The organism is Streptomyces capitiformicae, assembly GCF_002214185.1.
Classification (GTDB): domain Bacteria; phylum Actinomycetota; class Actinomycetes; order Streptomycetales; family Streptomycetaceae; genus Streptomyces; species Streptomyces capitiformicae.
Map to the genome: position 1 here is coordinate 2,925,452 of NZ_CP022161.1, position 21,934 is coordinate 2,947,385.

The 21,934-nt window shown below is 66.3% G+C and carries 14 protein-coding genes; 6 read left to right on the forward strand and 8 right to left on the reverse strand.

All coding sequences use genetic code 11. The features are described 5' to 3' along the window. Positions 1 to 133 precede the first annotated feature (133 nt). Positions 134 to 1,942: a GmrSD restriction endonuclease domain-containing protein gene (locus tag CES90_RS12995; RefSeq protein ID WP_189784300.1), complete on the forward strand. Its 1,809-nt coding sequence runs from the start codon at positions 134 to 136 to the stop codon at positions 1,940 to 1,942. A gap of 7 nt (positions 1,943 to 1,949) precedes the next feature. After that, positions 1,950 to 3,002 (forward strand): CBS domain-containing protein, encoded by a 1,053-nt coding sequence (locus tag CES90_RS13000; RefSeq protein WP_189784301.1) that lies wholly within the window; start codon positions 1,950 to 1,952, stop codon positions 3,000 to 3,002. 50 nt (positions 3,003 to 3,052) lie between these two features. On the opposite strand, the gene pglZ is transcribed toward CES90_RS13000, so the two are convergent. The 5 genes from pglZ to CES90_RS13025 all read right to left on the reverse strand — a co-directional run bounded on the left by pglZ (position 3,053) and on the right by CES90_RS13025 (position 12,621). Beyond that, a complete protein-coding gene (gene pglZ, locus CES90_RS13005) occupies positions 3,053 to 5,944 on the reverse strand; it encodes a BREX-2 system phosphatase PglZ (RefSeq protein ID WP_189784302.1) in 2,892 nt (963 codons plus the stop codon). Positions 5,945 to 5,978: 34 nt separating this feature from the next. Next, complete coding sequence (pglY, locus tag CES90_RS13010; protein ID WP_189784303.1) at positions 5,979 to 9,905, reverse strand: BREX-2 system ATPase PglY; 3,927 nt, start codon at positions 9,903 to 9,905, stop codon at positions 5,979 to 5,981. 191 nt (positions 9,906 to 10,096) lie between these two features. Next, complete coding sequence (locus CES90_RS13015; RefSeq protein ID WP_189784304.1) at positions 10,097 to 11,542, reverse strand: ATP-binding protein; 1,446 nt, start codon at positions 11,540 to 11,542, stop codon at positions 10,097 to 10,099. Positions 11,543 to 11,747: 205 nt separating this feature from the next. Then, positions 11,748 to 12,359: a DUF6879 family protein gene (locus tag CES90_RS13020; protein ID WP_189784305.1), complete on the reverse strand. Its 612-nt coding sequence runs from the start codon at positions 12,357 to 12,359 to the stop codon at positions 11,748 to 11,750. Then, positions 12,352 to 12,621 carry a hypothetical protein gene (locus tag CES90_RS13025; protein ID WP_189784306.1) on the reverse strand — a complete coding sequence of 90 codons (270 nt, stop codon included), beginning with the start codon at positions 12,619 to 12,621 and terminating at the stop codon, positions 12,352 to 12,354. The genes CES90_RS13020 and CES90_RS13025 overlap by 8 nt, the downstream gene beginning before the upstream one ends. Before the next feature lie 347 nt (positions 12,622 to 12,968). Between CES90_RS13025 and CES90_RS13030 the strand changes: the two genes are divergently transcribed. Together CES90_RS13030 and CES90_RS13035 are read left to right on the forward strand one after the other, a co-directional pair. Continuing rightward, entirely contained in the window at positions 12,969 to 13,265 is a 297-nt protein-coding gene (locus CES90_RS13030; RefSeq protein ID WP_373313416.1) for a hypothetical protein, read from the forward strand. After that, on the forward strand, positions 13,262 to 15,406 hold the full coding sequence (locus CES90_RS13035; protein ID WP_229913963.1) for a tetratricopeptide repeat protein: 2,145 nt from the start codon (positions 13,262 to 13,264) through the stop codon (positions 15,404 to 15,406). The genes CES90_RS13030 and CES90_RS13035 overlap by 4 nt, the downstream gene beginning before the upstream one ends. Positions 15,407 to 15,504: 98 nt before the next feature. On the opposite strand, the gene CES90_RS13040 is transcribed toward CES90_RS13035, so the two are convergent. Both CES90_RS13040 and CES90_RS13045 read right to left on the reverse strand, forming a co-directional pair. After that, complete coding sequence (locus CES90_RS13040; RefSeq protein ID WP_189784308.1) at positions 15,505 to 15,705, reverse strand: DUF397 domain-containing protein; 201 nt, start codon at positions 15,703 to 15,705, stop codon at positions 15,505 to 15,507. After that, positions 15,702 to 16,586: a helix-turn-helix domain-containing protein gene (locus CES90_RS13045; protein ID WP_189784309.1), complete on the reverse strand. Its 885-nt coding sequence runs from the start codon at positions 16,584 to 16,586 to the stop codon at positions 15,702 to 15,704. The genes CES90_RS13040 and CES90_RS13045 overlap by 4 nt, the downstream gene beginning before the upstream one ends. Before the next feature lie 195 nt (positions 16,587 to 16,781). On the opposite strand from CES90_RS13045, the gene CES90_RS51240 reads away from it, so the two are divergent. Further along, on the forward strand, positions 16,782 to 17,417 hold the full coding sequence (locus tag CES90_RS51240) for an ATP-binding protein (RefSeq protein WP_189784310.1): 636 nt from the start codon (positions 16,782 to 16,784) through the stop codon (positions 17,415 to 17,417). Positions 17,418 to 17,493: 76 nt separating this feature from the next. Further along, the gene (locus CES90_RS13055; RefSeq protein WP_189784311.1) at positions 17,494 to 17,805 is read left to right on the forward strand and encodes a DUF6247 family protein; all 312 of its coding nucleotides are present in this window, start codon (positions 17,494 to 17,496) and stop codon (positions 17,803 to 17,805) included. A gap of 357 nt (positions 17,806 to 18,162) precedes the next feature. Here CES90_RS13055 and pglX read toward each other — a convergent pair whose 3' ends face one another. Continuing rightward, positions 18,163 to 21,894 (reverse strand): BREX-2 system adenine-specific DNA-methyltransferase PglX, encoded by a 3,732-nt coding sequence (gene pglX, locus CES90_RS13060; RefSeq protein ID WP_189784312.1) that lies wholly within the window; start codon positions 21,892 to 21,894, stop codon positions 18,163 to 18,165. Between the last annotated feature and the right edge of the window lie 40 nt (positions 21,895 to 21,934).

Consider the following 21,934-nt stretch of genomic DNA (forward strand, 5'->3'; position numbering starts at 1 on the left):
GCCCCACGGTCGGTGACCTGGCCAGGGTTGGCCAACAGCCTTGACTGAGCCCAACCACGTTGATGCAATTGCATGTTCACCGCCGGTGACCGGCGGCGACCCGCCGTTCAGGTTCGATACGGGAAGACACAGCGTGGCACTCGACAGTCTGAAACTCAGCGACGCTCTCGCAGACGTCGCTTCCGGCGCCTTACAGCTCCCTGACTTCCAACGTGAGTGGAAGTGGGACGACGAGCGCATCCGGGCCCTCATCGCTACGGTGACACTCGACTATCCGCTCGGCGTGGTGATGGCGCTGCAGACCAACGGCACGTCACCGTTCCGCACCCGGACACTCAAAGGTGCCGAGGATGCGGAGGCAAGGGTGCCCGAGCTCCTGCTGCTCGACGGGCAGCAGCGCCTGACCTCCCTCTTCCAGGCACTTCACCGCGACCGTCCGGTCGAGACCGTGGACGCGCGGGGGAAGGAGCTGAGGCGCTGGTACTACATCGACATCGAGAAAGCCATCGGGACGCCGGCCGATCGTGACGACGCCATCGTCTCCGTGCCGGAAGACAAGATTCTCAAGACCGGCTTCAACCGCAGGGAGGTCGTAGACCTCAGCACCGTCGAAGGCGAATGCGTGGCCGGCTACTTCCCGCTCCACTTCGTCTTCGACACGGAGCGGGTGAACGACTGGCACCAGGAGTTCGTGAAGGTCGACGTCACGAACTGGGGGCTGTGGGGTCAGTTCCAGGTTCACGTACTCAACCGCATGCAGTCTTTCCAGGTCCCGATGATCAAGCTTGCGGCCTCCACGACCATGGACGCGGTCTGCGCGGTGTTCGAGCGGGTGAACACCGGCGGAGTGCCGCTCAACGTCTTCGAACTGCTGACAGCCACTTACGCGGGCAATCAGGAGTACGTGGCCCAGCATGACGACTACTACAAGCTCCCGGACGTCTGGCTGGACATCAAGAAGGGCCTGACGTCGTCGTACCCCGTGTTCGGGCGCATGGAGGCCGGCGTCGAAGACGGTCTCAGCAGCAGTGACTTTCTCCAGGCCGTGGCGCTCGTCAGAACCTGGGAACGCAAGCGACAGGAGCCGCGCGCCGCGGTCTCGTGTAAGCGCCGTGATCTGCTGGAACTTCCGCTCGCCGACTTCAGCCTGCTGGCTCCCCGCGTGGCGGAGGCCTTCGAGTGGGTGGGAGCCTTTCTGGAGCGCCAGTGCATCGTGCGCGCTCCTGATCTGCCGTATCGCACCCAACTCGTCCCCCTGGCTGCCGTACGCACCATCCTGGGCGCGGAGACCGACACCGAGGCGGCCGACGAGCTGCTCACCCAGTGGTTCTGGTGCGGTGTGCTCGGCGAGATGTACGGCGGTTCGACGGAGAGCCGTTTCACCCGTGACGTGGAGCAACTCATCGAACGGCTGCTGGGCAACGCGGAGGTGGTCCCCGACACCATTGCCGAGGCGGCTTTCCTGGACGACCGGTTGGACACCCTCAGTACCCGCAACAGCGCGGCCTACAAGGGGATTTACGCCCTCCTGGTCAAGCAGGGGGCGGTGGACTGGTACTTCACCGAAGCACCCCTGAACGCGGCGCGACTGGCTGAGTACAGCGTGGAAGTGCGTCAGATCTTCCCGAAGGCATGGATCGACAAGAACCAGCCGTCCTACAGCGGCAGGGCGAACTCGATCGTCAACAAGACGCCTCTGTCGTTGCGGGCCAGCAAGAGCATGGGTGGATCGCCCGCCGGTTATCTCAAGACGCTCGCGCTCGAGTCGGGCATGCGTCCCGAGTGGTTCGACGACGTTGTAGCCACGCATCTGGTGGATCCGGCGGCGTTGCACGCGGGCGATTTCGAGCAGTTCTACCAGAACAGGTCCAAGCAACTGCTGGAACTGGTCATGTCGGCCATGGGCAAGCGCACGGTCTTCCGTGACACGAAGGCCGGGTGAGGCGCTCGTGCTCCGGACACCTCCCGACGATGAGCTGCTGGCGTTCAAAGGCCGGCGTGTGCCTCTCATCGAGCTTCTGACCTGCTTCAACACTCGGTTCCGCAATGACCAGGCCATCCTGCTCATCGAGCAGCGGCTGAAGGACCTCGGTCTCGCGACCCTGCCGTACTTCGCCACCTGCGGCAGCCAGTCCGAGATCCACATCGTCGCGCAGGAATCCGCGGCGGGGGACCAGGGAGACAGCGCCGACGAGGAGCAGGAGGACGAGGCCGGGCTGCTGCCCGGTGCCCTGCCGCAGCAGCCCTTCCGAATCGGCGACCTGCCGTGTGCGCACGCCGGCGTCGACTCGGTCACGCCCGCCTCGGATCTCACCGAGGCGACGTACATCATGCACACGAAGAACTACTCCCAGGTCCCGGTCCTGGAGGATCAGTACACGGTGGCGGGCGTCGTCACATGGCGCTCCGTGGCCAAGATGTACGCCACAGGAGCGGAGGCTGTACTGGCCAACGCGATCGTGGAGGATCCGCCGGAGGTACACGCCCGCGACGACTTCTTCGCCGTGCTCTCCAATGTCTGCGAGCACGGATACGTGCTGGTCAGGGCACACAACGGGCGCATAAGTGGCATCGTCACCGCAGCGGACATCACGGAGCGCTTCGACGCGACCGCTTGGCCGTTCTTCGTCGTCGGCGAGATCGAGTTCCGACTGCGCAAGTGCCTCGGCGCGAAGCTCGATGAGGACGCCATCCGTGCCGTCCAGCACAACGACAGGAAGACGGGGAAGATCGCCGACCTCATGTTCGGCCAGTACGTGATGCTGCTCGACGGCGATCAGCGCAACAAACAGGGACACCGCAAAGAGGGGCTGTGTGCCGCGGCGGATCAGAACTGGCAGACCCTGGGTTGGACCGGGGTGAACCGTGTCCAGTTCGTGTACCAGCTCGATCGGGTGCGCAGCATCCGCAACCAGATCGCTCACTTCGACCCTGAGCCGCTGTCGCCGCAGCGGAGCGAGGAGCTGCGCCAGTTCGTGGGGCTGCTGCGCCAGCTCACCTGACACAGTGAAGTCGGCTCCGGGTATTCCGGGGCCGACTTCACCTTTCTCACTCAGCCCAACTCGAACTGGTCCCGCAGGAGTCCGAGGTGCAGCCGCAGGGTCCGCCCGTCCGGCAGTGTCTCCAGCACCTGGACACCGTCGTGATTGAGCAACTGCCGGAGTACGGCGGCGAAGCCGTCTGCCGGCCGGTTCGCAGGGAGCCCGATGCGCTGGGCCAAGGCGGTCATGGACAGAGTGCCGCCTGCGTCCAGCAGTGCGTTGATCGCCCTTTCCACGCGAGCAAGGTCGGGCTTGCGGGCGAGCAACTGCACCTGTGCGGCGAAGACCTCGGACTTCAGGAGCGCATCGACCATGACCACATTTGGGGATACGGGAGCGGCGGAGAGCAGGGCGCCGTCTTCGGCCTTCGCAGGGACCAACGCCATGTCGAACAGCGTCTCGTGGCTCCGGGCGAGTTCCACCTCGCTCTTGGTCCTCCTGGGTGGCTTCTTCTGTACCGGTGCCGAGACCGCGCTCCCCTGAACCCGCGGCTGTTCCTCCACCCGCGGGTCCAGTGACCACCAGCTCGGCTGCTGGTTCCCCAACTCCCGCCAGCCGCTTGGCGGCTTAGCCCCAAAAGGCAGGAAGGCCAGCACCGGGATGGTGAACTCGGCCAGGGATGCCCCGCCGTGATACCCGGCCTTGCGAGACGTGTAGCGGGTGTCGGCATCCCAGAGGGCGACGATCCGGCTCTCCGGCTCCGGGTCGAGAACCCGAGGACCCGTCAGCACGATTTCCTGCTCCACGAGCGGACCTCCGGGGCCGCGGTGTCGCGCGGACCGCACGTCCTCGGCATCCACCCGCACCGCCCGCCGGTCGATCACGTGGCCGTGGTCACTAGTGATGATCACCGCCCTACCCTGGTCCGCGGCAGACCGAAGCAGCGCCCGCAGCCCCCCTATGTCGGACAGCCGCCAAGCGCCGTCACCGAGTTTCTGCTCGGAGGCCAGCCGGTCGTCCACGGTGTTGAGGACCACGGCCACATGCGTACGGTCGCCGACGAGCGCGTCGTGTAGTTCGGGCCCGAACGGCTCACCACTGCTCTCGGCGCGCAGATCGTCCTTGTGGAAGACCGCCACATCCTCCCCGCCCCAGAATCGGTGAGCGGGAAACAGCCTCTTCTCGTCGGCCTGTGTGCCCTTCATCAGCTGCGCGGCGAAGAGCGACGTTCGCGACACAGCCGTGACCGTGGGGAGCGCGGCTGCCATTGCACGGCGCTGCGGAGTGTCTTTCGCTCCAGGCCGCGGGTCGTACTCGGCCCAGTGGTCGCGCAGTTCCTCGCCGAGCTCAGCGGCGATGGCGGCGCTCATCCCGTCGAGTACGAGGAGCAGCACTCTCCGCTCGCCGGTCTTCACCACCGGGGCGACGACCTCGGGGAGGAACGTCTCAACGGCCAGCATCGAGCCGGGACCACGGTCGGTCGCCGTCCGGGCGGCAAGCATCTGGGCGAAGTGCCGGTCGATCTCGCGCCGACGGTCGCGCGCCGAGGCACACAGAGCGTCGTACGCGGACTGGAGCGTCGGATCGGGGTCGCCTCCGGACTCGATGTGTTCCAGCGCCAGGTCCACCCAGCCCGTCTCGGTGATGTGACGAGCGATGGCATCCGCCACCGTGTTGGTTTCCACCGGCGGGTCGGTCGCGATCCAACGTGCAAGCCGCTGCGCCATGCGCACCCGCTCGATACGGACGCCATAGTCGGGATCCCGGGCGAGCCGGTGTCGACTGAGGGCCTTCACCACAGCTGTGATGCGCTCGGAGTCGCCGCTCAACAGTGCCTCGCCGGCAGCCGTGAAGCGTGCTTCAAGTCCTGCCGCCAGTACGGGACTTGTCCCTGCGGCCCGTTCCGCCCCGAACTGGCGCGCAAGGGCGGACGCCCGACCGAGAACGAAGCCGGTCAGTCGCCGGGCCTCTGCCGCTGCTTCATCACTGTCCGACCGTCCCGTGAGCAGCAGGGCGGAGACGAACTCCTCGCAGGACCGTCCGAAGGCCGCGGCGAGCGTATCCAGGTGCTCACCCTGGGCTGGCGGATCCTCTCCGAACCAGCGCTCGGCTCGCCCACGGGCCCGGTAGTCCTCCGCGTCCGCGGCGGCGTCGGCGTGCCCCCACAGCGCCGCGCAGACCAGTCCGAACGCGACCGCGTCCGAACCGTGTTCCGCCGTCACGAGGGCGAGGAGGGCCTGCCCAGCGTGCCAGGCCTGCTCCTCCTCGCCGAGGAACTGCACGAGCCCGTCTCGCTCTGGGGCTCGCAGCGCCATGAGCCGTTCCGGGCCGCCAGGCACCAGGGACCATCGCAGCAGGGTGTGGATGTCCAGTTCGTCACCGACTCCCGCCACGGAGCGGGAGGTTTCGGCGTCCGGGTCGTAGCGGCCGATTCCCAGCCTGCGCAGGGCGAGCGAGGTCAGCGCCTCGCGCCGCGACAGGACGCCGCCCGCCAGCTTCGGCCATCCGCCGTGCGGCGGAGCGGCGTCCAGCAGCGCCTCGGCAGCCCAGTTCTCCTCGAACAACCGGTGGTCGGAGGCGCTCGCACCGAACGCCTCGCGAACGACGTCCCAGGTGTCGACGGCGTTGACCCGCTGCCGGTGCACCTTGGCCAGCAGATCGGGCCCGAGTTCTGCCTCCTCACGGTCGGTGAGCACTACCAGCACATCGGGCCCGGTGGACGACGGCTTCTGGTGCGCAAGGAGCAACTCGTACACGCCGAGAGGGGAAGGCGCCGCTGCCACCGTGGCCCGCCGCCGCTCACCCCAGGGCAGCTCGTGCGGCCCGTCCCAGGAGGGCGCGGCCCGCAGCAGTACGACCCGACGCTTGCCCGGCCCGAGACCGGGCTGCGATGCCAGGTACTGGGTGATGGTCGCGGCGTTGAGCCGGACCGCGCTGGTGGTGGTCACGGCTGTCGTGCTCACTGTTTCCACACCTTCTTCGCCCGCTGCCTTCCGCTCATTCCACGACCCGCCAGCTGATCTCGATCTCTACGTCCGGCTCGGCAGCCGCCAGTTCGGCCAGTTCGGCCCTCAACTCGGCCAGCGCACGGGAGGCCGTGGTCCGGCCCCCGCCCGAGCGGCGTCCCGCACGTCGTCCGCCGCCGGTGTCAGGGTGGGTTGAAGGCACGGGCGGTTGGCTGGTGTCGGTGCTCAGACTGATTGCGTCGGGCTTGGTGAGTGGTTCGGCCGGCGTCGGCGCGGTGTATGCCCTACGCGGGTCAGCGGTCTGCGCCTGACTGCGCTCGATGACGGCGACGATGGCGCGCCGTGCCTCCCGCAGAGCGTCCTTGAGGTCCTTGGTGCGCTGATCGACACGCGCCGCGCCGCGCAACTCCTCCAGCACCGCCTCACCCTGCGGCCCGTAGTTGGGCGCGAGCTTGAGCATGTCCCAGGCCGCGGTGGCCAGGGCCGCCGCGACGGCCTCGGCCTGCTTGATCGACGCACCGTAGCGGCTCGTCGGCACGTCGCCGAGATCGAAGCCGGCGAAGGCGGAGATGACCTGCTTGGCCGCCGCGGAACCGCCGGCCGCACCCTGATCCAGCCCGCGCAGTTCATCCAGCAGGTCCCGGGCCCGGCGGGCGATCGCCAGTCGGCCGGACTCGTCGGTGCCGTCCAGGCCGAGCAGCGTCGCGTGCTTTTCCAACTGCGCCACCAGATCGGCCGCGTGCGGCTGGTACGTGCGGGCCCGCTCCATGATCCGCCGGGCGAACTGCCCGACCATCCGGCCCCGGCGCAGCCTGGGGGGCTCCTCGCCGAAGATCTCCCAATAGCGGCGCCCCGCCTCCTCCCAGACGCCTTCCTCCGGCAGCGGCTGGGAACGCAGAGCGTCCTGCGGCTTGATCGCCGAGAGCTCGGGCGAGGGGTCGAGCAGGGCACCTGCCCGTACCCAGACCCGGTCGTCCATCTCCGCGTACGACGCGATGACCAGGTTGGCGAGGAACGGCTCCAGCCCCATCGGCGCGGGACGGTCGATCCACTCGGAGAGTTGTACGACGCTGAGGTCACCCGGCCCGGCCTCGCCGCGCGCCTGGAGGGCGAAGTGCTCCGGCCAGCGAGTGGACAGCCGGAAGTAGGCCTCCTTCTGCTGGCCGAGCCCCAGCGGCGCGGCGATGCGCCGCATGAGGGGACGCTCCTTGGCCGGGATCTCGGCCTGCCGTTCACCGGCCTCCGCTGCAGCGCGGATGTACCCGAACACTGCCCGCGCGTCGGCGAGTTTGACAACGCTACCCGTGCCGTCCGGGTCGAAGTCCGGGTGCGCGGGGAACTGGTGGGCCAGCAGCTTGCCCGCCACGTGCCGGACCGCGTCATGCAGCGACTGTCCGATGGAGACGCGCAGATCCGGTACGTCGGGCAGCGGTTCCAGATGGTCGTTGAAGTCCGGGTTGACGTCGCCGGGCTTCTTGGCCGCAAGGCCGTAGGCCTGCTTGAAGGCCGCCTTCACCGTCTTGGTGAGGGTTTCGCGCTGGTCTTCCAACAGTGCTTTGGCGCGAGCCCGGTTGTCGGCGTTCAGGTGTTGCGCGTAGCTGGTGTCGAAGCGCCGCTGGTCGGCGAGGGCGTAGTGGATGACGACGAGTCGTTGGAAGTCCTGGAAGCGGCCTGCGGACAGATGCGTGGGGATCCACCCCACCGTCCGTGGCCGATGGCCGGGAAGCCGGCGGAGCTCGGCCATGCGGTTGGCGTCCTCCCGCGGTCCGTACTCGCCCTCGTCGTACGGCAGGTCGATGATCATCCGCCACAGCCCGTCCTGGCTGGGGGCGAAGTCGTGGTCCTGCAGGTCGTCGTGGTCGGCGATGTTGCCGAAGATGACCTCCACCGTGCGGTTCGAACCACGCCACACGAATTTCAACTCGTCGGCGGTAAGCCGCTCCTGGAGGTCGATGCCCAGTTCCTCGGCGAGGAGTCGCTTGGCGAGGGCACGGCGGTTGGAGCGGTTGTTGTTGACGTTGGCGTTGGCGATGACGGAATCCACGTCCACGCCGGCCAACTCGAGCCGTACGCCAGGGTTGACCTTGGTGCCGGTGGGCTTGATCTCCGCGAAGCGCGATGCCCACTCGTCGACCTTGGACTGGATCGCGCCGACCTCCGCGCCCGGAATGGGGGAGATGACCGAGCCGTGGTTGAGGGCTGCGAGCCGCCGGATCGTCAGGTCGCGCAGCGCGGGCACGCTGGGCGCCAGCGCGGACAGCAGGAGCGTGCACATCAGCCGGTCGTCGCCCACGAACGCCTTGCACCGCTGGAGGAGTCCCTGCTCGGTGATCGTCTCGCGCCGATGGCGATAGCGCTCGATGTCCTCCTCCGAGACGTCGTACATCGCCAGGAGATAAGGCCGCAGCTTGGTGCGGTACAGCTTGTCCGCGGCCTGGAACTCCACCTTCAGGCTGTCGACGAACGGCCGGTCGCCGCCGTCGGCGATGACCGGATACAGGTCGCCGAGCGGAATGAGCTGCTCCAGCGTCGCGTCGTCGCGGTGGTCGGCGAGCAGCTGGCCCATCAACTTCAGACCGGTACGGGAGCGCTGCAGCGCCGAGGAGATGTGGACCAGGGTGTCCATGAACGAAGGCGAGAAGGGATAGGTCAGCCGGAACGACGCCTCGTCGGCGCCGGTCGTCCCCTCGTCGGAGCCCAGCAGCACGTCCCATACCTGCGGCCCGACCCGCTTGATCTTCGCGAACGCCGCGTCGAGCTTGGCGGCGGCCTCCGCGTCCTTGGGCTTCAGGAGGCGGGCGTGGGCGATCTGCGGGAGGTTGCGGTCCTCCAGCGTGATCTTGTCGAAGCGACCGGAGGCCAGATTGAGGCTGTCCTGGATGGCAGTCTCGGCCGCCCCGGAGACCTCCTGGCCGACCAGCTCCCGAAGATCGCGCTGCCGCGCGATGAACGACACGATGGGGATGGCGCGGCGAGAGTCAGCGCCCTCCACGAAGTTGGTGATCTTGTCGGCTTCGCGGGACACGAACTTCTGATCGTGGATGCGGTTGGCGAGCCAGAGGATCAGCTCGTCCATGAACAGAATGAGTCCGTCGTAATTCAAGGACTTCGCATGCTCGGCGATGACAGCGAGGCCGGCGTCGAGCGAGATGAAGCCGTGCTCGTCCTCGGCGGCGTTCTGCGCGAAGCCGGGGAACCAGCTGGTGCTCGCGTCGTGCACCAGCTTGGCGCGTAGCTCGGCCGGGGTGGTCGGGTTGACCAGGTTCAGGTTGGCCTCGGCGCCGTCCAGTTCCTCGGCGGCGAGGGCGGTCTCGAGGAGCGCCGGGGTCCAGGCGAAGGAGTCCCCCCACTCGTCGTCGGCATCGGCGCTGTCTCCGTCAGCCGCGGCTCCGGCGAGCCCTTCGATGAACTTGTCGTCGCCCATACGATCCCTCAGCGCGCGGATGTCCGCGAAGAGGGAGTCGGTCCGGTAGACCTGCGGAGTGGACGCCTCGGGATGCAGCGCCTTGACATGGCTGACGTACCCACCGAGCACCCGCTGCTCCAGGGACTTGGCCCCGAGCATGTGGTACGGCACGAGAAGGAACCGCTTCCCGTCGGTGCTCAGCCACTCGTGCTTGGCCAGCACCGGATCGAAGTCGGTCCGGGCACGCGCGGCCTGATCACCCCTGAGCAAGGCGTGCAGCACGGCCATGAAGTGCGACTTACCGGAACCGAATGAACCGTGCAGGTACGCGGCCTTCGACGTTTGCCCGTCCAGCGCGGTCTTGATCAGACTCAGCGCCTCGTCGAAGTTTTCGAGAAGGCGCTCGGTGACGACGTAGTCCCGCAGCGCCCGTTCAGCGCCCTCCTTGGTGACGGCCTCGGCCAGCTTCAGGACGAAGTCGGACGTGGAGATGGACGTCTTGATGTCGATGACATCGCGGAGGAGGGGGGCCGTGGCGGCGGTCGGGGCCATCTCTGTCTCGCGTCTCCTGTTTTGCCGTGTACTACGTCTACGTCCACCGGGCAGCGCGGCGCGTCCCCCGTCGACCGGAACGGCGAGCGGTGCCCGCACCGCTCGCTGCCCCGGAAGCAACCGTCCGCCACTGTTCACACGTGGGGACGGCCTTCGATCGTATCGGGCGTGTCTGACATGGGGGAGGGAGCTCACGCAGCGGAAGCCCACGCCTCCATCAGCCGCTCGGGCCCGTACGTCGCCGCCAGCCCGTCCACCGTGAACCCGGAGCGGGACACCGCGACCAGCGGGGTGTCCTCGTCGGCACCGGGTACGGCGAGGGCGTCCCTGGCCAGCGAGGCCAGCGCGCGGCGGTCGAAGGAGCCGCGCTCGTGCCACTTGATCGAGCCGACGAACCCGATCTCGCGCGCCGGCGACCGGTCCGCCCCCACGAGGTCGACCTCGGGGTTGTTGGTACGGGGCCACCAGCCGCCCACTTCCCGGACGTGCGGCCACGTTTCGTCGGGGAGCAGCCTGGCCAACGACTCCCGCACGACGGGTTCGATCGCCCGCCCGCGCCACGAGGTCCAACCGCGTTCGATCGCCTCGACCACGATCCGGCTGCGCCCGCGCTCGATCTCCGGGATCCCCTGTTCCAGGAAGGCCAGCCAGAAACGGAGGTAGGGGTCGGCGACGCGGTAGCGGCGGTCGCGGTCTCCGGGGTGGGTGGAGAGCGGGGTGTCGACGGCGATGAGCCGCTTGTCCGCGAGGGTGCGCAGGGCCGGGTTGAGCGAGCCGGGCGGGAGCGGTCGGTCGGCTGCCCCGGCTTTCGCGGCGATGGTTCCGAAGGTCCGCTCACCGCTGCCGATCACGGAGAGCACGTGCCTGGCCTGGAGGGCGGTGGGGAATTCGGCGGCCAGTGCCCGCTCGGCGGAGACGAGGAGGGGGGAGGTGGGGTCGTCGAGGGCGCGGGTGAGGAAGTCGGTGCGGCTCTCGCCTTCCCGCCACTCCTGGCAGATGAGGGGCAGACCGCCGGTGATCAGATGGGCGTCGAAGGCGTCGGCGGCCGGGAGCCCGGTCATGGCCATGACCTCGGCGGGGGAGAGGGGTGCGAGGACCATCTCGACCCCTCGCTGATGGAAGGGGCGGCCGTAGGCGGAGAGCTGTTCCATCATGGCGAGGTCGCTGCCGATGAGGATGAGCAGCACGGGCTTCCGGCTCAGCACCCGGTCCCAGACGGTCTGCAGAGTGCCTTCGAGAACCGGGTCGCCTTCGAGCATCCAGGGCAGCTCGTCGAGTACGACGATGCTGGGGGCGTCGTCCGGGAGTACTGCGGCGAGCTGGCGCAGGGCGGTGTCCCATTCGGCGACGGTGGTGACGCCGGCGAGGAGGGCGGTGTCGGGGAGCGAGGAGTGCTGGACCTCGGCGAGGAAGCGGGCCCGTTCCCGTTGGGCATCCTCGCCTCGGGTGGCCTGGTGGACGACGTAGGGCACCTGGGCGCGCTCACAGAAGAGGTCGACGAGCCGGGACTTCCCGACCCGACGCCGGCCGCGGAGCAGCAGGGCCCGGCCGCGCTGGTCGCCCCGGCCGTCGCGCACCCAGGCGAGGTGGCGGTTCAGGGTGGCCAGCTCGGATGTGCGGCCTACGAAGCCTGGCATGGGTCACCTTCGAGTTTGCTCGTGCTGAACATACTCAAGTGAACCATAGTATGGAGAATCAGAGTAACGGAACCATTGCGTGGAGCAATGAACTGGATACATCGGGCATGCTGCGGTCGGCTGGACGCGAAGGGGCGCCTGATGAGGGCGCTGGCTGGACAGTCGCGCTGGGGGTGTGGACCTGGCCGCGTGCGGTCGGCTCGGCTCAGTAGGCGACTACGGGTGGGGCAAGGGGAGCGATCTCCCTGCCGAAGAAGTCGTGGAAGTCTTCCGCGCGCTCGTACAGCGCATCGAATCCGGACAGCGTTTCCCGGATCAGTGCTCGATCGGCGAAGCGATTGGCTCCCGCCGCGTTCCCGTCATCGTCGTAGCACACCTCGTACATGACGACGTCTCCGAGGATCACCACCTCCGGAACAGGGTGGTCCTTCTCGATGTCCGAGATCTTGCGGGCATCGAGCACCTTGATGTTGTCGCCCAGCTCCACGCGCAGACGCAGGACGAACAGCTCCCATTGCACGTACGGGGTCACCGGGAACTCCACCACGCGAAGACGGCGCCCCAGAATGTTCAGCCGTGCCGCCTCGCGGAACTGCTGTGCGTAGCCATCGCGTTTCTCCTGGATGAGGGACACTGCACGGTCCCATTCTCCGACGGCGAAGGCTTCCCAGCTGGCGAATCCGCGTTCTTTGAAGTTCTGTCCTCGTTCGAGCTTGCTCAATTGGCGAATTCCGCTCTCGTAGACCCGGCGGAAGTCCGCGTGGTACGTGGGGCGATCCATGCGTTCGGAAACGCCACTCGGAAAGGAGTCAAACATTCGGGATGTCCGGTTTCGCTGAAATCAACATGTTCCTTGGGACGACCACGAGTCGTTCGTCCGCTCCGATGGAGACCCCTGTCGGCAGTTTCCTGCCCAGGGACTCCGTAAGGTCCCGGCCGATGACGGCGATGTCCCCGTTATCGAGTTCCCAGATGTCGGGGCAGTCGGGATTATCGGTCGTGTTTCCCAACTCCTGCGGTGATTTCCCCAGGCGCCGCTTGAATGTCGTGGTCAGATCGGCTTCCCACGGCCTGGTCATGGCCATCGCCCCCTCGATTGGGCCAGAGTGTCATTACTGTAGCGCTCAACGTATCGGCTTGACCACGTCAAAAATGGACTTACTGAAGAGGGCGCGTGCGGCCTCTTGTTGTCCCATCAGGCTCGAGAGTGCGACGATAAGTGGTCACGAAACGACAAGGTATCAAAGAGTGATAGATTCTGGCTATTCGGCATATAGTCAGAAAATCCGGAAAATTTTATTCAGGGGGAACTGTGGACCCGGAGACGGCCTTACTCGCGCAGAGCGCGGGAGTCGCACTGGTCACATTGATGACAACTGACGCCTGGCATCGGACCCGAGACGGGATCACGCAACTGTGGCGCCGAATGCAGCCGCACCGTGCCGAGGCTGTCGCCGCTGAATTGGAAGCCACCCGCGAAGACGCTCTGGCGGCCGGAGAGGCCGACGACCAGGAGACGCTCAGCGAACTGCACCTGGAGTGGCAGGGGCGGCTTCGGCGCCTGCTCGCCGCCCAGCCCGGCGCCGCTGTGGAACTACGCGGACTCCTCGACGAACTTGATCCGAGGGGCTCGACCGGCCCTGTGGTCACCCAGCACGCAAGCGCGTCCGGCCAGGCCCGGATCTATCAGGCGGGGCGAGACCAGCACATCGCGGAGCGATGACAGGCGCGATGGACGGCCATGCCGAGGACCGTGGCCGTGTCTACCAAGCGTCGGGTGACCAGCACATCAGCGAACACCACCACTACGGCGATGAAGCGGCCACGCCCAGCGGCCCCGACTCGGTTCGCCGTCCGGCGGTCGGCCGGCCTCCGGCCGTTCTGCGTGATCGCTTCGAAGTGCTGGAACGTCTACGAGCAGGTGTGCGGGAGGGCCGGGGCGGTGAGGCCTACGTGCTGTACGGCATGGGCGGTTGCGGCAAGACCGCGGTTGCCTACACGTTCTTCCAGCTGGCCGTTGACGAGTGCGGCAGGGTGGGCCTGTGGGTCAGTGCTTCCGACCGCGCGAGCCTGCGCGCCGGCATGCTCGCCGTCGCCGCCGACCGAGGTGCCGGTGACGGCGAACTGCTGGCCGCCCGCAACGGACTCCGTCCCGCCGCCGACCTCGTCTGGCAGTATCTCGACCGCTCCGCCGAGCCCTGGCTTCTGGTACTCGACAACGCCGACCAACCCGAGATCCTTCGTGACGGCAGCTGGCTGCGCACCAGTCCACGCGGCACGGTCGTGGTGACCACACGCCGGTCGGCCGCCCGCTGGTGGCCGGGGGCAGAGCTGCAGCACATCGGCGTACTGCCGCGCGAGGACGCCGCGCAGGTGCTGCGTGACCTCGCCCCGCACAGCGGCACACAGGAGGAGGCGGCGGAGATCGCGGAACGGCTCGGCCGGTTGCCGCTCGCTCTCACGCTGGCAGGCGGTTTCCTTTCCCAACAGGTGCTCGATCCCTGGACGATGGAGACCTACGGGCGCCATCTCGACGAGGGGGAACGCGTCGAACTCATCGATCAAGGAGCCGATGCCTTGTCCGGGGAGGATCCACGGCACTTGGTCGGCCTGACGTGGCAACTGACCCTCGACGCGTTCGAGGCGCGAGGGTTGCCCGAAGCGGCCACGCTACTGAGGCTGTTGGCTCGCCTCGCTCCCGAACCGCTACCGCTGTCTCTGCTGAACCATGCCGATATCAGCGATGTTCTTCCCCGCGCGCGTTGCGAGACCGCCCTGAGAGCACTGCTCGACCAATCGTTGACCGAGTTGGTCGACATCGGTGTGCGTTGCGCGCAGAGCCATGGGGTATTGCTCGACAGCGTCGCGGCGGCGACTCCGGTGGAAAAGGTGCCGCTTCTCAACACCACAGCCGTCCGACTGCTCGACGCAGCCGTGCCCGGTCTCCCCGACGCGGGCCCTTACGATCCGCTGCTCCGGCTGCTCGTTCCCCACGCGCTCGCCTTACTGCGCCGCATCGACGACCCGCCGACGTTGGCTGACGCACTGGCCGTGGCGAACCGCTTGTCCGTCGCCCTGCACCGCACTGGAGACTACCTCTCCGCCTGGGAGACCGCCCGAGCCGCAGCGGACCTCAGCGAGCGGCGGCTCGGCGCGGAGCACCGACTCGTGCTGGCCACCCGCTCCAGGGCCGGCCGGGCGCTCTTTCGTCTGGGTAGGTATACCGAGGCCGAGCTGCTGCTCGAGCGCGTCCGCGCTGCTCAGGAGCGTCTGTTCGGGGCCAACGATCCCGACACCCTGGACAGCGGCCATGGCCTTCAACTCGTGCTCGGAAATCTCGGCAGACGGGACGATGCCCTCTCCCTTCTCCGGTCCACGATCGTCGGCCGACGCACGACGCTGGGCCCCACGCACCCTTTGACTCTGCGTTCCCGCTCAAGCCTTCTGGTACTGCTGTCCGCCTCCGAGGTCGTCACTGAGGAAGACGGCACGTTGCTTCACCTGCCCTCGGAATGCGTCCGGTTCCTTGGCCCGGACCACACGGTGACCTTGGGCGCCCGCCACAACCGCGCCTGGGCGCTGTACCTGCTGGGCCTCTTCGACGAGGCCGACCAGGAGATACAACTGGTCACCGAGGCTTACAGGCGGCGCTTCGGCCCCGACTACCCGATCGCGCTCTCGGCTCAGCAGCTCCTCTCCCGGACTCAGGCCGCGCTTGGCCACGTGGACGCGGGGATCGAGCTGATGACGGATGTCGTGGCCAGGCGGGAACGCGGCCTGGGCCCCGACCACCCGTTCACGGTTGCCAGCCGACAGCTGTTGAGCGCTTTCACATCGGGGCAATGGCGCCCGCCCGGGGCGTGAGGGGCACGCGTCTGTGGCGGTTCAGGGAGCGGGATCGCGGCATGGGGTGAGGTGCGTACGCCCCGGCTGGGGCCCACGCCTCACCGCATGAGCGCCGCTCAACGCAGGTGGTCGAGGAACGCGGTCCAGGCGTGGGGAGTGAAGGCGATCACTGGGCCGGTGGGGCGCTTGCTGTCGCGGACGGGGACGAGGGTGGGGATGTTGTTGGCGACTTCAACGCAGTCGCCCTGTCCGCCGCTGTAGCTGCTCGTCCGCCACACCGCTTCTACGCTCAGCGATATACCAGGCTCATGGCTCATGACTGATACTCCTTGGCTACACGTTGGATCAGCGAGAGTGATTCCGCTGGCGGCAGTGCCCCCGTCCGTGCGTCGTCGAAGAGTGCGCGGTAGCGAGCGACTTCAGGCTCCTGCTCCATCCACATGTTGCCGGTCGGCGTCTCTGTCAGAACGAGGTCGAGCGATGCCATCTGCGGAAAGCTCAGCAGCAGGTACGGCCCGAACATACCTGAGTGCGCTCCGCGAGAGAACGGCAGCACCTGAACGGTGATGTTGGGCTGCTCGGCCATACGTGCCAAGTGGTCGAGCTGGTCGCGCATCACGCTTGGCCCTCCGACCTGCTGGTGCAGAACACCCTCGGCGAGTACGGCCCAGAGCTCCAAAGGGTCTTCGCCAGTGAGCCGTTCCTGTCGGGCGAGCCGCACCTGAACGAACTGGTCGATCTCCTCAGGTGTCTGCCAGGCGCGCGAAGCGACCGTTACCGCGCGTCCATACTCCGCGGTCTGCAAGAGCCCGGGAATCAGCTGGACTTGGTACGTCCGAATGCTGTCGCAGATGGCCTCCATCTCGATCTGGTCGCGATAAGTCTCACCGAGCACGGACCCGTACTGATGCCACCAGCCTTGGCGGCGCCGGCGGTTGGCCGCTCGCGTGAGGACGGTGAGGCGCTCGTGAGTTTCGGGGTCAGTAATCCCGTATGCGTGCAGTAGGGCGACTACATCTGGAGTGCGTACCAGGACGCGGCCGTTCTCCATGCGGCTGATCTTGCCCTTGGTGCAGTCGAGTGCCTCCGCGGCCCCGATCGTGGACAGGCCCGCAGCCTCTCGGTACCTGCGCAACTCGTCGCCCAACTGTCGCCCTAGAACGGTGGAAGGTCGGTCGGTCGTACCGCGCATGCTCATGAGCTCTCTTGTAGCAGAGACGTGTCCTCTTGCTTCTTGGTCTCACTCGAAAGGATGAGAAAAGATTCGAATCTGTCTGTCAACGTTGCGAGTTGAGTTTCTGGACGGTCAGTCTGATGGAGCAGGCACGCAGCGCCAACCGGGGCTGCAGTGCGGGGAGACTTCGCCACTGTCGCCGAACCCTCGGGGGTCGCCATGACCAAGCAGGCCAGCGCATCCACCTACGAGATCACCTGTCGACTCCCTCGGAGTCGCGCCAGCGTCCCTCGGGCTCGTGCCATGCTGCACGCCGTGCTCAGTGACTGGGGTGCTGACCAAGATGTCCTGGACAACGCAGAGTTGCTGCTCTCGGAGTTGGTGACCAATGCGCTGCGTGTACGTGTGCCGAGTGACCGACAGGTGGGCGTACGGATCGCGCGATCCCTGGAGGACGGGCTTCTGAGGCTTGAGGTCAGCGACGCGGGCTCAGGCAGGCCTGAAGTGCAGGCGCCTGGTGATGACGAGCCTGGCGGGCGCGGGCTGTTGCTCGTGGAGGCGTTGGCTCACCGCTGGGGAGTTGATGAGCGCGTGGGTGGGCTCGGGAAGACCGTGTGGGCTGAGCTGAAGGCACCGGACATCGTGGCCGAGCCCGTTGCGAGAGAGGTCGCGGCGGTCATGGTGCGGCCCGGACAGCGGGTGAGGGTGCGGGGGGAGTGGCGTGTGGTCGTCAGCGTGCGGGGTGAACAGCGCGACGCAGGTAACCCCGCCGTGGTGCTGGGCCTGGACGAAGGTCCGGCGCTGCGTGTCCAGGCGACCGAGCCGCTGGCCGTACGCCAGGGCGAGGACTCATGAGTATGGCCGTCCAGCTCGTGATCGATCCGGGAGCGCGACTATGGTCGTAAGCGCATACCTGGCCCGAGGAGGACTCATGAGTGCGCAGCACACCGAGAGACCGCACGCATCATCGCCTCCGCTCAGGACCGTGGCCGACATTCGCGCCGCCCTGCGGGACGGGCGTGGCTTCCCAGGGGACGCCGAGAGCTTCGAGGCCGACCTTGCGCGCGCTTTGGACGCTTCCACCGCCACCGACCTCCACCAGATTGCCGACGTCATCAAGACGTATGCCGGCAGCATCCGTGCGTCCAGTGACCCTGAGTTCGACGATGCATTGCTGGAGGGGCTCGGCCTGATCGCCGAGATCAAGAAAGGCAACCAGGAGTGGGCCGAGTCATCGCCGTGATCACGGCCTCGGCGGCAAAGCGCGCCTCCAAGTGCTCGGTCTGGTCGCCCAGCAGGCTCTCGAAGAGCTGTGGCAGGAGCTGGAGGTCAAACCCAAGCTCGGCATCCGGCGCGGCCTGGTGCAGGGTATCGGCGACACGGTCGTCTACCGGACCCGACTCGAACCACGCGAGGACATGCCAGGCCTCACCGTTGTGTACGTGTACGCGCCACAGCCGCACCCGCCAGCGGTAGCGATCATCCCATCACTCCCGACGACGCGGGCAACGAGTCGAAGAGCTGACGGAGGCCTTCGTGGCTTGGGTGTGCCCTGTCCCGTCCCGACCGTGGGCGGGTGAGGACAGGGCACGTCGGGTGATCAGCCCTTGGTTGGCTTCCCGGGACGCCAGGCACGCAAGTCGTCGTCGGTCAGGCCGTGTTCGCCCTGTTTGGTTGCTCGGTAGCCCGCGAAGAAGGCCGCGGGGGAGCCGCCGTACAGCGGGTCGAACTCGTCGTGCCACTGGGTGAGCCAGGGCTGGAGTTCGAGGAGGCCGGCGAGCAGCGGAGTCATCTGCTCGTCGGACAGCTCGTCGTGGTTCGTGAAGTACGTACTAAGGGCCTGGGCCTGCTCACGGTGGTCCCAGCCCGCCCAGCCGAACAGGTCCGGAGTGCCGGAGATCGAGCCCGTGGCGTAGGAGATGAACCGCTCCTTCGGTACGTCCAGCTTTCCGCGGGCACGCCAGTAGGACGGTTTGAGGAAGTCGGCCGACGCGTACTTCGGCGGTACGGGGATCGAGTCCCGGATCCTCCGCTTGGCGGGCTCGTCTGGGGCGGCGTCTTCCTGGCGCTGGAGGTCCCAGACGTGCTCCCAGTCGGCGCGCTTCCTCAGGCCGGTGGGCTTGTAGCGCAGGGCTGCGAGGAAGGGGACGTGCTCGTTGGCGAGGAGATCCGCGACGACGGTCGCCAGCTCCTTGCGGGGGGCGTACAACTCGGCGACGGAGACGAAGTCCTCGTCGAGGGAGAGTACGGAGGTGAGCTGAGCACGGGTGAGGATGGTCGGCTGGCCGTCTTGGAACCAGAGATCGCGATCCTCGATGTGGTCGAGGAGCCAGGAGCGCAGGGCCTTTGCCTGGAGCGAGTCCCAGCCTTCGGTCGCCCAGCGACGTTTGTACTCGGGGCGCTCGACCATGCCGATGGCGCGGGACGACTCGATGACGTCGATGCGCTTCTGGACAGTGGCCTTGTACGCGTCGGACCAGTGGTCGGGGAGCGTGGTGATGGGGGTGGACTCGTGCCGTTTGAACCACTCGTCGGACGCCTCACCCTTCTTGACACGCCGAGCCAGCACGATCTCGAAGGCCCGCTCACCGAGGGCTAGTTCGGGAACATCGGCCTCGGGAGCGCGAAGGTCTTCGGGGTGCAGGTTGTAGAGGGAGTAGACCTGCCAATCCAGCTCTTCCTGAAGTGCGATCATGCGGGCTCGTGCATATTTCCACTTATCGTGCGCCCCACGCAGGGAATCAATCGTGGGATGACTGGCCAAATGGGCCTGGCCCGCCTCAATTGCTTCTTGGGAAGTCTTTTCGAGAGACGTGGCAAGTGAAATTGGATACTGTGCTGGAAGTGGCAGGTCGAGGAGGTTGGTTCCGTTGAATTGGTAATTCCAAGACCAAGGTTGATCTGCGATGCCGCTTGATGCAGTAGCATTTCCCTTGCAGAAACACACTTGTTTGAGCCAGAAGCATGCTGTTGAGCTGTTCAATACCCCGAGAAGCTTAAGAAAGTCGTATTCGGTGGCTTCTTTGTTGAGTTTTACGACTGGTGCTGTTTGGTTAGAGATTTTTCCTTCCCGCTCCGGCGTGAAGTGGTTATGCGTGGCCACTTCGGCAAAGACGATCATCCACTTGTGGGCATCAGGGTCTTTCGGGAGCTGATGCCACTCCCACCAGGGGCGTCCATCTTTGAAGTAAGTGCCGCCGCCGAAGGTTGCGCGATTTCCTAGATCGGTTCGGTACGGCCAAAGGCGCCGTTCGTCCCCGGGTGTTTCACTGATGTGCCGTAGGTTACGTGCCTCATCGTATGGGTAGAAGGCAAAGTTTCCTTCGCTGAAGGCAAAGTCACGCACCTCGTCGCCGTTTAGAAGCCTACGGATGCTGGAGTTCTTTACGCCTTGGCGATGGAAAACCTCCTGTGTCGCAGTAAATGCCTCATCGGATCCCAGAATTCCATAATATCCCACCCTCAATACGTCTCGCTTCAGCTCGGCCTCCTTCGCTAGATCGATTTGCTCCAGAACTTCTAGAGCTCCGTCTGCTAGGACCCACGGGTGGCGGCCGAAATAGCGTGCTCGGTCCAAGTAATCCACTGCAACCCATTGATCTGCTGATTTGGTGTTGTCGATCTGCTTGATGATCGACTTCCAAACCGGCCCCGGCTGGCCGTCCGGTGGAGTAGAGGTCTCGCCTTGGATGCTTCGCACGGTCTTGATTGTTGTTGCTCGATTGCTGCCAGGACGCCTTCGGCCAACCAAAATCACTGTAGGAGTCTTATGCTCTGGGATGTGGGATCCGGACGAGTCGATCACCTCTGTAAGTTCAACCTTATGGGCAAAATATTCCTCGATCAGCTTCTTCCCGAACTCGCGCTTCATGAAGGAGTTCGCTGTAATCTGGCCGACCATGCCATATCCGCGGCCGTCGGGTTCACCAACCTTCGCCAACTGGAAGAAACGTTCGGCGAAAGGAACGGATAGGGCGTATTTGCCTGCGCATGACGCATACAACTTGCGGTAAAGCTTGTTCAGCTTCGGATCCTTGACGGTGATATACGGCGGGTTTCCCACTACCACGTCGTACCGTCCCTGTTCCAGAATCCCTTTGTGCTCGTGCACGTCCTCCGTCGCATAAGCGAACTCCGCCAGCGGGTCTCCAGACTCTTCGCCGATCAGCGTCAACTCAAGCTGTCGGGCCTTGATGAGGGAGTCACCCACCGCAAGGTGGATCGGCCAGTCATATTGCCCCGCTTGCGCCAGAGTTCTTACGCCAGCTGCTGCCATGGCGGCAAGGAGTAGTCGGAAGCGTGCGATGGCCACTGCGAACGGATTAATGTCTACTCCGTGCACTGCGTTCAGCGCCGCACGTACCTGCTCGTGGAGGTTCTTGTCGGGGCGGCGATGTGCCCACAGCCGGACGATCCTGCGGAAGGCGCCAATCACGAAATGCCCGGATCCGCAGGTCGGATCGATCATTTTCAGTTCACCGAACCGACTCCCCAATTCCCGCACCACTGGGTTCATTGTTCGCTCGAGGATGAAATCCTCAACAAAGTCCGGTGTCTGGAGCAGTGCGTACTTTTCGCGAACGTCGGCCGACAGATCCTGGTACAGGTCACCCAAGAACCGCGTGTCCCACCCCTCCGTGCCGTCCTCGCTCAGCGGGTCGGTGAAGTCATGGACCAGCTCCCCGTCCTCCCGCCGCTCCCGCCAGAACTCCACCAGCGCACGCGCCCCGTCGTGCGAGACGGGGATCTGATACAGCGGGTTGCGCCGCTTGTCGAACAGCAACTTGCCGGCCTGCCCGGAGCCCAGCTCAGCGAACGCCCGCTCCAGCCAGCCTCGGTACGTCGGGTCCTGCTCGTCCTCGACGTACTGCCGGTACCGGGCCTCCGCCAGATCCCGCCGCTCGGCGTCCGGGCCCGTGAGGTACGGCTCCGGGATCAGCCGGTTGTCCTCGCAGAACCGTACGAACACCGTGCCCAGCACCCACGCCACCGCGACCTGCGTGACCCGCTCGTCCAGCCACGCGCTCCAAGTCGCCCCCGTACGACCGAGCTTGAATGCCTGGTCGTACTCGGCCCGCAGTCTCCCCGCGACCGCCTCCGCCGCCCGCACCCGCTCGGCACGCTCCTCCGGCAGCTCGGCCAGCCGTTCCTCCAGCCAGGCATCCCACTTGGGGCTCCCCTTGGGATCGGCCTTCTGCAGCTTGCCGTACTCCGTGCGCAGCGGCTTAAGGACGGTCTCGCCGTCCCGTACCTGCTGGCCGAGGTCGACCTCGACCGCCTTCACCTGCTTGATCAGGTCCGTCAGCAGTGCCTTGGACTTGCGGTCGATCACTTGGTCACGTCTCCTGTCGTCATCCCCACCCACACGCGAG

Excerpts from the sequence above, each read along its gene's own strand:
- CES90_RS13015 (WP_189784304.1), bottom strand. The coding sequence starts at position 11,542 with ATGCCAGGCTTCGTAGGCCGCACATCCGAGCTGGCCACCCTGAACCGC.
- CES90_RS13040 (WP_189784308.1), bottom strand. The coding sequence starts at position 15,705 with ATGAGCCATGAGCCTGGTATATCGCTGAGCGTAGAAGCGGTGTGGCGG.
- CES90_RS13055 (WP_189784311.1), top strand. The coding sequence starts at position 17,494 with ATGAGTGCGCAGCACACCGAGAGACCGCACGCATCATCGCCTCCGCTC.
- pglY (WP_189784303.1), bottom strand. The coding sequence starts at position 9,905 with ATGGCCCCGACCGCCGCCACGGCCCCCCTCCTCCGCGATGTCATCGAC.
- CES90_RS13030 (WP_373313416.1), top strand. The coding sequence starts at position 12,969 with ATGCAGCCGCACCGTGCCGAGGCTGTCGCCGCTGAATTGGAAGCCACC.
- CES90_RS13045 (WP_189784309.1), bottom strand. The coding sequence starts at position 16,586 with ATGAGCATGCGCGGTACGACCGACCGACCTTCCACCGTTCTAGGGCGA.
- CES90_RS13035 (WP_229913963.1), top strand. The coding sequence starts at position 13,262 with ATGACAGGCGCGATGGACGGCCATGCCGAGGACCGTGGCCGTGTCTAC.
- CES90_RS13025 (WP_189784306.1), bottom strand. The coding sequence starts at position 12,621 with ATGACCAGGCCGTGGGAAGCCGATCTGACCACGACATTCAAGCGGCGC.
- CES90_RS13020 (WP_189784305.1), bottom strand. The coding sequence starts at position 12,359 with ATGTTTGACTCCTTTCCGAGTGGCGTTTCCGAACGCATGGATCGCCCC.
- CES90_RS51240 (WP_189784310.1), top strand. The coding sequence starts at position 16,782 with ATGACCAAGCAGGCCAGCGCATCCACCTACGAGATCACCTGTCGACTC.